This window comes from Reinekea marina (assembly GCF_030409715.1).
In the GTDB taxonomy this organism is placed as follows: domain Bacteria; phylum Pseudomonadota; class Gammaproteobacteria; order Pseudomonadales; family Natronospirillaceae; genus Reinekea; species Reinekea marina.
The window spans coordinates 513,635-527,766 of sequence record NZ_JAUFQI010000001.1; the positions used below are offsets into that span (position 1 = coordinate 513,635).

The 14,132-nt window shown below is 45.8% G+C and carries 13 protein-coding genes; 10 read left to right on the forward strand and 3 right to left on the reverse strand.

The window, feature by feature from the left end; genetic code table 11:
- Nucleotides 1–2: 2 nt before the first annotated feature.
- Nucleotides 3–1,952: a sigma-54-dependent Fis family transcriptional regulator gene (locus tag QWZ13_RS02845; protein ID WP_290280449.1), complete on the reverse strand. Its 1,950-nt coding sequence runs from the start codon at nt 1,950–1,952 to the stop codon at nt 3–5.
- Between the two features lie 301 nt (nt 1,953–2,253).
- Here QWZ13_RS02845 and QWZ13_RS02850 point away from each other — a divergent pair, with 301 nt between their 5' ends.
- The 7 genes from QWZ13_RS02850 to glpK all read left to right on the forward strand — a co-directional run bounded on the left by QWZ13_RS02850 (nt 2,254) and on the right by glpK (nt 9,964).
- On the forward strand, nt 2,254–3,354 hold the full coding sequence (locus tag QWZ13_RS02850; RefSeq protein ID WP_216001024.1) for an ABC transporter ATP-binding protein: 1,101 nt from the start codon (nt 2,254–2,256) through the stop codon (nt 3,352–3,354).
- A complete protein-coding gene (locus QWZ13_RS02855) occupies nt 3,347–4,447 on the forward strand; it encodes an ABC transporter ATP-binding protein (protein WP_290280450.1) in 1,101 nt (366 codons plus the stop codon). Before QWZ13_RS02850 ends, QWZ13_RS02855 begins: the two co-directional genes overlap by 8 nt.
- Entirely contained in the window at nt 4,444–5,310 is an 867-nt protein-coding gene (locus QWZ13_RS02860) for a carbohydrate ABC transporter permease (protein WP_216001026.1), read from the forward strand. The genes QWZ13_RS02855 and QWZ13_RS02860 overlap by 4 nt, the downstream gene beginning before the upstream one ends.
- 8 nt (nt 5,311–5,318) lie before the next feature.
- Nucleotides 5,319–6,125 (forward strand): carbohydrate ABC transporter permease, encoded by an 807-nt coding sequence (locus tag QWZ13_RS02865; RefSeq protein WP_216001027.1) that lies wholly within the window; start codon nt 5,319–5,321, stop codon nt 6,123–6,125.
- 31 nt (nt 6,126–6,156) lie between these two features.
- Nucleotides 6,157–6,429: a DUF2160 domain-containing protein gene (locus QWZ13_RS02870; protein WP_216001028.1), complete on the forward strand. Its 273-nt coding sequence runs from the start codon at nt 6,157–6,159 to the stop codon at nt 6,427–6,429.
- 195 nt (nt 6,430–6,624) lie between these two features.
- A complete protein-coding gene (locus QWZ13_RS02875; protein ID WP_290280451.1) occupies nt 6,625–8,349 on the forward strand; it encodes an ABC transporter substrate-binding protein in 1,725 nt (574 codons plus the stop codon).
- A 112-nt stretch (nt 8,350–8,461) separates the two neighbouring features.
- Nucleotides 8,462–9,964: a glycerol kinase GlpK gene (gene glpK / locus QWZ13_RS02880; protein WP_290280452.1), complete on the forward strand. Its 1,503-nt coding sequence runs from the start codon at nt 8,462–8,464 to the stop codon at nt 9,962–9,964.
- Here glpK and QWZ13_RS02885 read toward each other — a convergent pair.
- A complete protein-coding gene (locus QWZ13_RS02885; protein WP_290280453.1) occupies nt 9,961–10,839 on the reverse strand; it encodes a LysR family transcriptional regulator in 879 nt (292 codons plus the stop codon). The genes glpK and QWZ13_RS02885 overlap by 4 nt on opposite strands.
- Before the next feature lie 80 nt (nt 10,840–10,919).
- Here QWZ13_RS02885 and QWZ13_RS02890 point away from each other — a divergent pair, with 80 nt between their 5' ends.
- A complete protein-coding gene (locus QWZ13_RS02890) occupies nt 10,920–11,516 on the forward strand; it encodes an FMN-dependent NADH-azoreductase (RefSeq protein ID WP_290280454.1) in 597 nt (198 codons plus the stop codon).
- Nucleotides 11,517–11,526: 10 nt separating this feature from the next.
- On the opposite strand, the gene QWZ13_RS02895 is transcribed toward QWZ13_RS02890, so the two are convergent.
- The gene (locus QWZ13_RS02895) at nt 11,527–12,015 is read right to left on the reverse strand and encodes a TetR/AcrR family transcriptional regulator (RefSeq protein WP_290280455.1); all 489 of its coding nucleotides are present in this window, start codon (nt 12,013–12,015) and stop codon (nt 11,527–11,529) included.
- A gap of 79 nt (nt 12,016–12,094) precedes the next feature.
- On the opposite strand from QWZ13_RS02895, the gene trpB reads away from it, so the two are divergent.
- Nucleotides 12,095–13,357, forward strand: coding sequence for a tryptophan synthase subunit beta (trpB, locus tag QWZ13_RS02900; protein WP_290280456.1), 1,263 nt, complete (start codon nt 12,095–12,097; stop codon nt 13,355–13,357).
- Nucleotides 13,357–14,124 (forward strand): tryptophan synthase subunit alpha, encoded by a 768-nt coding sequence (trpA, locus tag QWZ13_RS02905; protein WP_290280457.1) that lies wholly within the window; start codon nt 13,357–13,359, stop codon nt 14,122–14,124. The genes trpB and trpA overlap by 1 nt, the downstream gene beginning before the upstream one ends.
- Nucleotides 14,125–14,132: the final 8 nt, after the last annotated feature.

Sequence of the window (14,132 nt, forward strand, 5' to 3'; positions counted from 1 at the left end):
TATTACTTGATGCCCAGTTCTCGTAAACGTTTATATAAGGTGTTTCGGCTAATATTAAGCGCCTTGGCGGTCTTTGATATATTGCCCTGATTCGCATTATAAACGGCCACAACATCGTTTCGATCCGTCGCATTGGTTTCCGCAGGCTGAGGCGCGCTTGCAGGCTCTGGCTTAAACTCGCCTTGCAATGGCCGGCTGGTCGATACGGTCGTTGAACCAATATCTTCAAAGAAATCGCTGGGTAAATCGGTTGGCTGAATGGGTTGGTTTTCGGCCATCGCCAGTGCAATTTGCAACACACTCACCAACTGGCGAATGTTGCCTGGCCAAGGGTGCTTTTGAAACAATTCAATAATGTTTTCAGGCAGGTGTTCAGGTTGTTCATTGGTGCGATACAAATTGTAAATTTCTTTAAACAATTCAACCTGATCTGTTCGTTCTCTCAGTGCGGGCAGCTCTATATTTAAGCCGCTGACTCGATAATATAAATCTTGTCGAAACAATCCCTTTTCAACATCTTCCCGCAACGATCGGTTAGTGGCGGAAATGAGTTTAATATCAACAGGGTAAGACTCCGTAGAGCCAAGCGGGTATACCTTTCGTTCTTGAAGCACTCTTAATAAACGCGCCTGTACTTTTAATGGCATTTCGCCGATTTCATCTAAAAATAAAGTGCCTTTGTGCGCCTTACGAATAAGGCCGGTTGCCCCTTTGTTGCTCGCACCGGTAAAGGCTCCTTTTTCGTAACCAAATAATTCGGATTCTACTAACTCCGCCGGAATGGCCGCGCAATTGACCGCTACCAAAGGATAGGTTTTACGAGAACTGTATTCATGCAAGGCGTTTACGAACACCTCTTTACCAACGCCGGTTTCACCAAATATGAGCAGAGGGATATCTTTTTCGATGATCTTTTTAGCTTGTTTGATGCAATGTTCAATACGAGGATCGCCAAAGCTGTAACGGTCTAAGGTAATCTGTGTGTCTTCCTTTTTACGCTTTTTGATTAACCGCTGGCGAAAATCGATGGCTTGTATTGCCTTTTCAGTGGGTCGCTTTAATACACCGTGCATCTGAAAGCGCCCTAAAGCAGGCAGTTTAATGGGCATAGATTCTGGGTGGTTTTTAAGTTCAAGAAGTGGGAAGTCGAATATATCGCTGATATTTGTTAAGGCTAAATCGTAGCCTAACAGCAGTTCTGCGCGTCGATTTGCAGAGATAATGGTGCCATCTTCGTTAAAAACGATCAAACCTGCCCATTGGCTATCGATGTTGTCGATATTCGTGTTAAAACTGAGCAAATAGTTCTCAGCCGAAAACATTTTAACAATGAGCCGGTTTTCAACGGCTTGAGACATCAGCTTAACCATGCCCAAAGTATGAGAATGCGGCAAATAGGTATCACTCGATACGTCAATAACGCCCAATAAATCATGGTTTACATTAAAAATTGGGGCGGCCGAACCCACCATAAAGCGATTCGATTTTAAAAAGTGCTCATCTTTCTGAACCTGAACGGCATGCCCCAACTCCATAGCGGTGCCAATGGCATTGGTGCCGTTCACGTTTTCGCCCCAGTAGGTCCCGGGTTCAAAAAATGCTTTTTGTTGCTTATTTAGAAACCGTCGATCGCCCCAGCTGTTTAACATTTGGCCACGACTATCCGTCAACATGATCATGCATTGGCTGTTCGACAGTATATTTTCATAATAGGGCAGCACTTCGTTGTTGGTGGTTTCTACCAAAAAGTGATGCTCTTCTTTAAGGCTGCTGACATCACCGGTGCCTAATCGTTCAATCACTGGTTCAGAAGAGGGGTCTAGCCCGTAATTTCTGCATCGCTCCCAAGAAGCTTCGATGATCGTTTGATGATCAAGAGGTGCCTCATTCGTGGGCGAGCTTTTAGCCGAAAAACGGCTTTTTCCTAAGGTATCGATAATCGAACTGCTCATAGGGAACTCAATTTTTGTTGTTTTAATTAGGCAAATCTAGAGTGGCCTTGTGTTCACATAGTAGTGTTCAGCGCTGAACAAAGTCAACAATCGTCTGAACAGACTGAACATAACAACACTAGTTTTCTCTCAGTGAACAGTGTGTTCATTTTATAGATATCCCTTTAAAAACAATAGCTTATAATTTCTTATGCACACCTTTTTTAGGTTGGCACAGTTATCGCTATCCTTCAAAGACAAAAATAAAAAGTGTTCAGTGTTCAACACTGTGCAAAAACATTAAAAATCACAGGACGGTATTATGTCCCTCAAATTAGAAAATGTCAGTCTCGTGGTAGAAGGGTGCGATTACTTAAGTGACGTCAACCTTAATCTAGAGCCTGGCTCATTTAACGTGTTACTGGGCCGGACCGGCGCAGGCAAAACGTCATTGATGCGTGTCATCGCGGGTTTAGATAAACCGACGCGCGGACGACTAATCATGAACGGTGCCGATGTAACCGGTATGGCTGTTCAAAAACGCAACGTATCAATGGTTTATCAGCAGTTTATTAACTACTCCAACTTAACCGTGCGAGAAAACATTGCTTCGCCACTGCGGCTGGCCAAAATATCCGAAGCAGAAATCACCAAGCGAGTGGGTGAAACAGCCGACATGTTGCAAATCTCGCAATTCCTAGATCGCTACCCGTTAGAGTTATCAGGAGGGCAACAACAACGTACCGCTATGGCAAGAGCTCTAGTGAAAGATGCCAGTATCTTGTTATTTGATGAACCGTTGGTGAATTTAGATTACAAGCTCCGTGAAGAGTTGCGCGTAGAATTACGTGAATTGTTCAAGGCACGAAATGCCATTGCCGTGTATGCCACTACCGAGCCAAATGAAGCCTTGGCGTTGGGAGGCACCACCTCTTTATTGCACGAAGGCAAGTTAATTCAAAGCGGACCATCGGCCGAAGTTTATCGTGAGCCTGTCGATGTTGATGCCGCCGACCTGTTCAGTGAGCCGCCCATTAACTTGATTGCAGGGGAAGTGACCGAAAACGAAGTCACCTTCGATGAAACGGCGCATTTCCCACTGAACCAAGATTTAAGAGGTTTAACTCCGGGCGGTTATAAATTTGGTATCCGCCCTAGCCACATTGGCTTAGTACCGCACAACGATGATGATCTTGAATTATCAATGAAAGTGGAGCTCGCCGAAATCAGTGGTTCTGAAACCTTCATCCATGCCAAGAACAACCACTTTGAAATAGTGATGCAGCTTTCTGGCGTTCATGCGTATAAAACAGATTCCACGATTAACGTGTATCTACCAACCCACAAGCTTTTTGTCTTTGATCTTAACGGCAAGATGATTCAATCCCCTTCTCGGTTAGTAAGAGGTCAAACCAATGGCTGAAATACATTTGAAATCATTAGCGCACAGTTATGCTAAAAACCCGCAGGGTGAAGACGATTATGCGTTAAGGGAAATGAACCATGTTTGGGAGCAAGGTGGTGCGTTTGCTCTACTAGGGCCTTCAGGCTGTGGCAAAAGTACACTGCTCAATATTATTTCCGGGCTTTTAACGCCTTCTGATGGCGAAGTGTTGTTTGATGGCAAACCTGTAAATCATTTACCGCCACAAGAGCGCAACATTGCGCAGGTGTTTCAGTTTCCTGTTATCTACGATTCGATGACGGTATTCGATAACCTAGCGTTTCCGCTGCGTAACATGAAAGTTTCCGAAGCAAAGGTGATTAGCAAGGTTCATGAGATTGCCGAAATTTTAGATTTACACCCAGTGCTGAAGAAAAAGGCGAAGAATTTATCAGCTGATGAAAAGCAAAAGGTGTCAATGGGTCGTGGCTTGGTACGTGATGATGTCTCGGCGATTTTATTTGATGAGCCGCTCACGGTGATCGACCCTCAATTAAAATGGAAGTTGCGACGTAAGCTAAAGCAGATTCATGAACAATTTAGCATCACCATGATTTACGTAACACACGATCAGCTAGAGGCGTCTACCTTTGCCGACAAAATTGCTGTGATGTATGGCGGCCAAATCGTTCAATTTGGTACGCCAAGAGAGCTATTTGAAAACCCAAATCATACCTTTGTTGGTTTCTTCATTGGCAGCCCAGGTATGAACTTTTTTAACGTGACGCCAAATAAAACAGGCGTGGAGTTCGAAGGGTTTAATATTCCGTTAGAAGAAAATGTTAAAAAAATAGTCGATCAAAGTACCAGTGAAAACATCAAAGTTGGTATACGCCCAGAGTTTGTTCACGTTTGGAACAAGCCAACGGAAGATGCCTTCGCATGCGATGTGAAGCATGTTGAAGACTTAGGCACCTATAAAATTCTTACCTTAGCCTTAGGCAGCTATGTCATCAAAGCTCGCTTAGACGAAGACGATTTTATTCCAGAGCGAAAAGCTTACGTCAGCTTCCCTGAGCAGTGGTTAAAAGTGTACATCGATGAGTATTTGGTTGGGGGGTTAGAAGAATGAGAAAAGTAGAAAACAATAAAGCATGGTGGTTAGTACTGCCGGTATTTATTTTGGTTGCTTTTTCAGCTGTGATCCCGCTGATGACGGTGGTGAACTATTCCGTTCAAGATATCTTTGACCAAAACAACGCTTACTTTGTGGGCGTGGAATGGTACAGAGAAGTATTGCTGGACACGCGTTTACAAGAATCACTGATTCGCCAATTTATATTTTCGTTCACAGTCCTTGCCATCGAAATTCCATTGGGAATCGCCATTGCCCTAATGATGCCAACGAAAGGCCGCATGGCATCGGTGAGCTTAATCATTGTGGCAATTCCGCTATTAGTACCAGGAAATGTGGTCGGGACGATTTGGAAAATCTTTGGTCGTGCCGATGTGGGTTTACTCGGCTGGGCACTGAACAGCCTGGGGATCGACTATAACTACGCCGCGAACCCAATGGACGCTTGGTTTACAGTGGTGCTTATGGATGTATGGCATTGGACTCCACTAGTGGCGTTGCTGTGTTACTCCGGTTTGCGTGCTATTCCCGATGCTTTCTATCAAGCAGCAGCGATCGACCGAGCCTCGAACTGGGCGGTGTTTCGATACATTCAATTACCGCGCCTTAAAAGTGTTCTCGTCATTGGTACCTTGTTGCGTTTCATGGACAGTTTCATGATTTACAGCGAGCCCTTTGTATTAACCGGTGGAGGTCCAGGTAGTTCAACAACCTTTTTAAGCCAGACCCTAACGAAAATGGCCATCGGTCAATTTGATTTAGGACCTGCGGCCGCATTTTCACTGGTCTATTTCTTAATCGTGCTACTGGCGTCGTGGTTGTTCTTTACCACGATCACCGAAATGGATAAGGATAAATAAGGGCATTTATGATGAATAGTAAACGAAAAATAATTGGTTTAAGTGTCTACGTTGTGTTCTTGTTGGTGCCTATTTATTGGTTGTTGAACATGTCGTTTAAGCACAAAGATGAAGTGCTCAGCGGGCTAACCTTATGGCCAAAAGATTTTACCTTTTCTAACTACGTGACCATTTTTTCAGATCCGAGTTGGTATATGGGTTATGTGAACTCGCTGATTTACGTCGGCCTAAACATGATCATCACATTAACGGTAGCGTTACCGGCGGCTTATGCCTTTAGTCGTTATAAATTTATTGGTGACAAGCATTTGTTCTTTTGGTTGTTAACGAATCGAATGGCTCCGCCAGCGGTATTTTTATTGCCATTTTTTCAGCTGTATTCATCGGTGGGTTTATTCGATACACATTGGGCCGTTGCACTATCGCATTGTTTGTTCAGTGTTCCGTTAGCGGTTTGGATATTAGAAGGCTTTATGTCGGGCGTGCCGCGAGAGATTGATGAAACCGCCTTTATTGATGGCTACAGTTTTCCGAGATTTTTCATCCGAATTTTCTTACCGCTGATTCGTTCGGGCATTGGTGTAACAGCGTTCTTTAGCTTTCTGTTTTCTTGGGTTGAGTTGCTGCTGGCAAGAACACTAACCTCTGTAGAGGCCAAGCCCATTGGCGCTGTGATGACACGAACCATCTCGGCCGAAGGTATCGATTGGGGCTTGTTAGCCGCCGCGGGAGTGCTCACTATTTTACCAGGCTTGATGGTGATTTGGTTGGTTCGAAATCATGTAGCGAAAGGCTTTGCACTCGGTCGAGTGTAAGCGTTAAGACGACTGTATTAGGAGATTAACAATGGGCTGGATGGCATGGACCACCGTTACCGCAGGTTTTTTTATATCGATCGCCGTCATTCTAATAGGTATGACGATATGGGAAATCAAGAGTCCTAACGTTGAACGTAAAGGCTTTTTACCCATCGCCACAACACGGGGCGATCGCCTGTTTATTGGCTTACTCAGCAGTGCATATATTCATTTAATGTACGTCGGCTTCTTTGAAGCAACGCTGATCATACCCTTAGTATTTTGTATCGCTTGGGTGGCAAGCCTGATTCGTTGGGGATAAAAACTTTTTTAACAGTGAGCTCAAGAGTTCGCTAAACAGAATCTTAAATGACCGCGTTAGATGAATTGCTAGGTGCGCAACTAGTGCTCATTAGCTAGGCATTTGAGCTAAACGTCAGTTCGCTGACAAAACGCAATTGGGACTACCTAGGCACAAACGTAGATCACCATTACGGTTAACCAAAAGAGGTTGAAGATGAAAAATAAGAAAAACCAACCAGCTAAGATACTGCTCACAGCAGCTATCTCTCTGGCAACTTTAGGTGTTGTGCAAGCCGATCAATATTCGGACGCGGCACAAAAATGGATTGAGCAAGAGTTCAGCGTTTCGACACTGACCAAAGCTCAACAAGAACAAGAAATGGCATGGTTTGCAGAAGCGGCCAAACCGTTTCGTGGTATGACCATTAATGTAGCATCAGAAACGATTGCCACGCACGAATATGAATCGAACGTTCTTGCAAAAGCATTTACAGAGATTACCGGCATTAATATCGTGCACGATCTGATTGGCGAAGGCGATGTCGTTGAAAAACTTCAAACGCAAATGCAATCAGACCGTAACATTTACGATGCATACATCAATGACTCTGACTTAATTGGTACTCACTTCCGTTACGGTAAGGTTGTGCCAATTTCTGACATGATGGCCGGCGATGGTAAAGACTACACGCTTCCAACATTAGACTTAGACGATTTCATTGGCCTAAGTTTTACGACAGGTCCAGATGGAAAAATTTATCAGCTACCCGATCAACAGTTCGCTAACCTTTATTGGTTCCGTGCCGATTGGTTTGAACGTGCCGATCTTAAACAGCAATTTAAGTCAATCTACGGATATGATTTAGGTGTGCCGGTTAACTGGTCTGCCTATGAAGATATTGCTGAGTTCTTCTCAGTGCATGTAAAAGAGATCGATGGTGAACGTGTATACGGCCACATGGATTACGGTAAAAAAGACCCGTCTTTAGGCTGGCGTTTCACCGATGCCTGGTTCTCAATGGCGGGAGCAGGCGACAAAGGCATTCCAAACGGTTTACCGGTTGATGAATGGGGCGTGCGTGTAGAAGGGTGTAATCCAGTAGGTTCAAGCGTAACGCGTGGTGGTGCAACTAACGGCCCAGCGGCCGTGTACGCAACCACTAAGTACGTTGATTGGTTGAAAAAATATGCGCCACCAGAAGCGCAAGGCATGACATTCGGTGAAGCTGGTCCTGTACCTGCTCAAGGTGCCATTGCTCAGCAAATTTTCTGGTACACCGCATTCACAGCGAGCATGAACTCAGAAGGTTTACCGGTCGTCAATGAAGACGGCACGCCAAAATGGCGTATGGCGCCTTCGCCTAAAGGCCCATACTGGGAAGAAGGCATGAAACTTGGTTACCAAGATACGGGTTCTTGGACTTTCCTAAACTCTACGCCAGATAAGCGTCGTTTAGCCGCTTGGTTGTATGCACAGTTCACGGTATCTAAGACAGTTTCTTTGAAGAAAACATTGGTTGGTTTAACGCCAATTCGTGAATCGGATATTAACTCTCAAGCCATGACCGATGCCGCACCTAAGTTAGGTGGTTTGGTAGAATTCTACCGAAGCCCTGCACGTGTTCAGTGGACACCAACTGGTACTAACATTCCTGATTATCCTAAGCTAGCTCAGTTGTGGTGGCAGTATATTGCTGAAGCCGCAAGTGGCGATTCAACGCCACAAGAAGCGCTAGACGGCTTAGCTAAAGCACAAGATAAAGTTCTGGCACGTTTAGAGCGCTCTGGTGTGCAAGGTGAGTGTGGACCGAAACTTAATAAAGAATCGGACCCAAGCTTCTGGTTAAATCAGCCAGGTGCACCGAAGGCTAAGTTGAAAAATGAAAAGCCACAAGGTGTAACGATAGACTACGCAACTTTATTAGAAAGCTGGAAGTAGTTTGCTTTAACCGCTCACCATAATTTATGAGCGGTCGTTCATTGAAAGCTGAGGGCACCTTATGCCTCAGCTTTTTTTATAGATTTAGATTTCAGTTGTAAAGGGCAAAACGATGACCGATTACATTTTATCCATTGATCAAGGCACTACCAGCTCGCGTGCTATCTTGTTTAATCGCGACGGAGAATTGTGTGCAACTAGCCAGCAAGAGTTTCCACAGCATTTCCCTAACGATGGCTGGGTAGAACATGAACCGGATGACATTTGGAATAGCGTGTTATCAACCTGCCAAGGCGTCATTAAGCAACACAACATTAACGCAAATCAGATTGCAGCCATTGGTATAAGTAATCAACGAGAAACAACGATGATTTGGGACCGCACAACCGGAGAGCCCATTCATCGCGCCATAGTGTGGCAAGACCGTCGCACCGCAGCAACCTGCAGCGAATTAGAATCGGCAGACTCAAAAAACGAACAAACCATAAAAGATAAAACAGGGCTCTTAATAGACCCGTATTTTTCAGCCACAAAAATTAGCTGGATATTAGACAACGTACCGGGCGCACGTGAAAAAGCGGAACGTGGTGAACTTGCCTTTGGTACGGTCGACACCTTTTTAATATGGAAACTCACCAACGGTGCATCGCATACAACCGATGCCACCAATGCAGCCAGAACCAGTTTATTTAATATTCATACCCAGCAATGGGATGATGACCTGTTGGCACTGTTTAATGTGCCCAAATCTATATTGCCCACCGTGCTTGATTCTTCCGCAAACTTCGGCACGGTAGATCCGCAATGGTTTGGTGAATCAATTTGCATAGGTGGTGTGGCAGGTGATCAACACGCCGCTCTATTCGGCCAAGCCTGTTTTGAAGCCGGCATGGCAAAAAGCACCTACGGTACTGGGTGCTTTTTAATGCTCAATACGGGTAAAAAAGCGTTGTCTTCGCAAAACCGATTATTAACAACGGTCGCGTATCGGTTAAATGGCGAAGTGACTTACGCGTTAGAGGGCAGCATTTTTGCCGCTGGCACCACCATTCAATGGTTAAGAGACGGGTTAAAGTTAATAGGGGATGCCAAAGAAACAGAAGCTCTGGCTTTGCAAACACCTAGTGAGCATGGCGTCTATTTAGTGCCAGCCTTTATTGGGTTAGGAGCACCCTACTGGGACCCAAATGCAAGAGGCGCAATTTTTGGTTTAACACGAGACACAGGCATTAAAGAAATTGTCACGGCTGGTTTGCAATCGGTTGCCTACCAAACAAAAGACCTACAAAAAGCGATGGAGCTGGATGGCGTTCGTCCAACCGCATTGCGGGTAGATGGCGGCATGGTTGCCAACAATTGGTTGATGCAGTTTTTATCCGACATGTTAGGTGCCACGGTAGATCGCCCTACCATTACCGAAACCAGTGCGCTGGGAGCTGCCCAATTGGCGGGGTTGCAGGTAGGCTTTTACGATTCTTTAAGCCAGCTCAGTGATTTATGGCAACGAGATCGGTTGTTCGAGCCGAGCTGGGCAAAAGAAAAACGTGATACCTATTATGATGGTTGGTTAGAATCGATCGAAAAGGTTAAACAAGGTGAAACCAGCAGCCTTTAACGCATTTGCTCTCGAACATATTGCATAAAAGCTGAAATACGAGCGGCGTGAATTAGGTCTGGGTGCGTCAGTATCCACAAGCCGCTTTCAAACTGAATTTCCGGGAAGCGCAAGGTCACTAAGTTTTCGCCGCCATCGTCGAAGGGCAGTAAGCCCAGCCCTAAGCCTTTTCGCGCGGCGTAACGAACCGCCTCTAAATTATCGACTTCAATGGCAAAGGTTCTGTTTGGCAAGTAACGTTTATACAGCTCCGCTAAAATGCTGGGTTTACTGCCGTTGTAACCAATCCAAGGCAATTGCAGCGCCTCTTCAAAGGTATCAGGAACGCCAAATCGCTCCAATAAATCAGGGTTCGCGACAACGCCCCAGTTCATTCTAGACAGTTCCGAGCCTACTAAATGTTCGGGCGGTGTCATGGTGGCTCTAATGGCAATGTCGGCTTCACGTCGATTCAGGTCGGCGTGGCGCAAGCTTGAATCAATACTGAAGTGAACGTTGGGATGAATGGCCTGAAAGCCAACAATCCAATCCACCACCTGTGTTTCAATGCGTGCGCCAGGAACGGTTATGCGAATATTGCCTTCCAGATTTTGCTCTTTCCCCATCAGCTTTAGGCTAATGGCTTGTATATTCTCTTCTGTTTTATCGAGATAGCTGAGTATCTCTAAACCCGTTGGGCTTAATTCATAGCCATTGTTGTTACGAATAAATAGGTTTGTACCGCAACGTTTTTCAAACTGATTCAATCGTCTAAACACGGTGCTGTGATTAACACCGAGCTTACGCGCGGCGGCGGCTATCGAGCCTTCTTTTGCCACATGGTAAACATACCGTAGGTCTTCCCAATCAAAATTCAGTTCTTTGCTTTTTTGCATAGAAGGCTTGCTTATTTTGCTAGTTTATTTGCGAATTAGCATAGCCTATAGTGGGTTTATATCAAATAGGAAGCACCGAAATGAAATCATTACTTATTATTAAAAGCTCAGTTATGGCTGGGCAATCTAAATCGGGCGCATTGGCCGATGAATATCAACGTATTTGGTTAGAGAACAACCCAGGCGGTAAAGTGACTCAGCGAGATCTAGCGGCAAGCCCCATTGCGGCACTCGATGGCCATTTAGCTGGCGCGTTTTTTACGCCTGAAGACCAGCGAACTGCGGAGCAGGAGGCGTTAGTGGCGCAATCGGATGCACTCATTACCGAGCTAAAAGCGCACAATGACATCGTGATTACCGCACCCATGTATAACTTTACCTTCCCGGTGCAGCTAAAAAATTACTTTGATTCTATTGCCCGTGCAGGAATCACCTTTAAATACACCGATAAAGGCCCCGTGGGATTATTAACCGAAAAGCGCGCCTTAGTCATTGCTTCACGCGGTGGCATTTACCCAGAAGGTGCCGATAACCAAACGCCGCTACTGCGTCAGTTCTTGGGCTTTATAGGTATTCAAGATGTTGAGTTTGTGTATGCCGAAGGGTTAAACCTTGGTGAAGAATCAGCCAATGCCTCTATGGCGCAAGCCAAGCAAGCGCTCACAGAGTTAGCATAAGTACTAAAAGCTAAGCCATTAACTTATTCAGTAAGTAATGGCTTACTTTGTCTTCTACGCGCAATGCGTCTATGCCTTGCTGAGCACACCAATCTTTTAAGTCGGCTCGCCACACAGCATCGTAATGTTGTTTAAACAATTGAGTTGCTTCAACGGCTCGATTCCCTTCACCAATGATTAGCCTGTAAAAAGTAATCGCTTCTGAATGCAACCAAGCGTTTTGTAGTTCCTCAATGAGCGCTTGCTCGGAGCTCGATGTTAGCGAAACCGCACTTTGCTGCGCCAACCAAAGCGACACAACGTGATAAAACAAAGCGCTTTTATCGGGAAAGTGGTTGTAAACCGTAGGTTTAGATACCTTGGAAGCTTTGACAACCATGTCGACAGACGTACCCTTTATGCCGTGCTCAAAAAACAGGGGTCGAGCGCTTAAGGCAATGTGATCTTTTTTAGAAGGCTGAGCCATAAAATACTTGATTCTATCAGTTGATTGCAGCAAACTTTACTAAACCGTTTAGTTTATGTCTAGTTGAAGTTATCTAAAGGGTTCCCTAATTAGATTAGCAAGAGGATTCATCATGATACGCAGTGACAATGGATATTTCGGCGAATTTGGCGGCCGCTACGTTCCTGAAATTTTATTACCCGCATTAACCGAGCTCGAAGACATGTTCTTCGCATTGCGTGATGACCCAACTTTTTGGCAAGAATATTTAACCCTTACGCAAGAATTCAGTGGTCGCCCAACGCCACTCACACCGCTGCGTCGATTATCTAAAGAACTGGGTGGCGCGCAAATTTGGCTCAAGCGAGAAGACCTAAACCACTCCGGTGCGCACAAGGTGAATAACGTGCTAGGCCAAGGGTTGTTAGTGCAACGTATGGGTAAAAAGCGCGTCATTGCCGAAACGGGTGCCGGCCAGCACGGCTTAGCCACCGCCATTATGGCTGCGCGTTTGGGTTTAGATGCCACCATTTATATGGGCGCCGATGATATTGAACGTCAGTATTCGAATGTATTTTGGATGCGTCAGCTAGGCTCCAAAGTCGTCGGCGTTGAAACCGGCGCTCGTACTTTAAAAGAAGCACTCGATGAAGCCCTGCGTGATTGGGCGGGCAGTGTGGAAAACACCCACTACGTATTAGGTACGGCTTGTGGCCCTGCGCCATTCCCTGAATTGGTGAGCTATTTCCAAGGCGTTATCTCGCAAGAAATTAAGCAGCAAGCCATGGCGCAAATAGGCCGATTACCCGATGAAATCGTGGCCTGCGTAGGCGGCGGTTCTAATGCCATGGGCGCGTTCGGAGCCTTTTTAGAAGATGACAAGGTCGGGTTAGTGGGTGTAGAGGCCGGTGGCTTAAGCTTTAAAGAAGGTGAACACTCGGTTCGTTTATTACCCGATACCGCCACTCCTGGTATTGCTCAAGGCTACAAAACCTTGTTCTTACAAAATGAAGACGGCCAGTTAGGCGATACGCATTCAATTGCGGCCGGGCTAGATTATGTCGGCGTTTCGCCAATTTTGGCGCACCTGACTCAAACCGGGCGAGTGACACCAGAATCGGCGCAAGATCACGAAGTGACCGATGCCTTTAAACTCCTGATGAAAACTGAAGGCATTATTCCAGCACTGGAATCTTCGCACGCCTTAGCCGGTGGTTTTAAACGTGCGAAAACCATGCGCCCTGATCAACACATTGTGATTAACTTAAGCGGCCGAGGCGATAAAGACATTTTCAACATTGCCCGAGCCTTCCCACAACCCGAGTGGTCAGATTTCTTACAGCGTGAATCTGAGCGAGCCAAAGAACTGTTTGAAGCGACTCAAGGAGAGAAATAATGTTTCCGACGTTAAATGATAAATTACAAGTGATGTCGCACGCGGTTGTTGGCTTCCCAAACTTAGAAGAGAACGAAAAGGCCATTGCAGGGCTAGTTGAGTCGGGCGTTAAGCTGATTGAGTTGCAGGTTCCGTTCAGCGACCCAGTGGCCGATGGCCATACTCTAGTGAACGCCTGTTACGATGCGTTAAAACAAGGCGGTTCAGTACGAGCCACCTTAGCGTTGGCCGAAAAAGTTTCCAAGAACCACCCAGATGCGACCTTTATATTAATGAGCTACTTAAACCCATTGTATAAATACGGCTTAGAGCAACTGTTTGAAGACGCCGCCGCCGCCGGAATTAAAGGCATGATTATACCAGACATGCCGGTAGAGCAGTTTGAGCCATTTATGCCTAAGCTAGACGAGCTTGGCATAGCGCCTATCTTGATGGTCACGCCAAATACTCCCGATGAACGGGTAGAGCGTATTGCGAAATCAGCACGTGGAATGATATATGTGGTATCACGCATGGGCGTTACTGGGTCGCAAACGATGTGGGGTGAAGAGTTTCATGCTTACATTAAGCGCATTCGTAGTCATACCGATTTACCGCTGTCGGTTGGGTTTGGTATTCGCGGCGCAGAAGATTTAAAAGCCTTAACGGGCACTGCCGAGGTTGCAGCCTTCTGCTCAAAATACATAGAATGGCAGCGCCATGAAGGCAGTGATGCCGCCGCGGCGCATATGAAAGCACTGTTAGCCGATGCTAATTTAAGTGATTAACTCACCAA

Excerpts from the sequence above, each read along its gene's own strand:
- QWZ13_RS02845 (WP_290280449.1), bottom strand. The coding sequence starts at position 1,952 with ATGAGCAGTTCGATTATCGATACCTTAGGAAAAAGCCGTTTTTCGGCT.
- QWZ13_RS02850 (WP_216001024.1), top strand. The coding sequence starts at position 2,254 with ATGTCCCTCAAATTAGAAAATGTCAGTCTCGTGGTAGAAGGGTGCGAT.
- QWZ13_RS02855 (WP_290280450.1), top strand. The coding sequence starts at position 3,347 with ATGGCTGAAATACATTTGAAATCATTAGCGCACAGTTATGCTAAAAAC.
- QWZ13_RS02860 (WP_216001026.1), top strand. The coding sequence starts at position 4,444 with ATGAGAAAAGTAGAAAACAATAAAGCATGGTGGTTAGTACTGCCGGTA.
- QWZ13_RS02865 (WP_216001027.1), top strand. The coding sequence starts at position 5,319 with ATGATGAATAGTAAACGAAAAATAATTGGTTTAAGTGTCTACGTTGTG.
- QWZ13_RS02870 (WP_216001028.1), top strand. The coding sequence starts at position 6,157 with ATGGGCTGGATGGCATGGACCACCGTTACCGCAGGTTTTTTTATATCG.
- QWZ13_RS02875 (WP_290280451.1), top strand. The coding sequence starts at position 6,625 with ATGAAAAATAAGAAAAACCAACCAGCTAAGATACTGCTCACAGCAGCT.
- glpK (WP_290280452.1), top strand. The coding sequence starts at position 8,462 with ATGACCGATTACATTTTATCCATTGATCAAGGCACTACCAGCTCGCGT.
- QWZ13_RS02885 (WP_290280453.1), bottom strand. The coding sequence starts at position 10,839 with ATGCAAAAAAGCAAAGAACTGAATTTTGATTGGGAAGACCTACGGTAT.
- QWZ13_RS02890 (WP_290280454.1), top strand. The coding sequence starts at position 10,920 with ATGAAATCATTACTTATTATTAAAAGCTCAGTTATGGCTGGGCAATCT.
- trpB (WP_290280456.1), top strand. The coding sequence starts at position 12,095 with ATGATACGCAGTGACAATGGATATTTCGGCGAATTTGGCGGCCGCTAC.
- trpA (WP_290280457.1), top strand. The coding sequence starts at position 13,357 with ATGTTTCCGACGTTAAATGATAAATTACAAGTGATGTCGCACGCGGTT.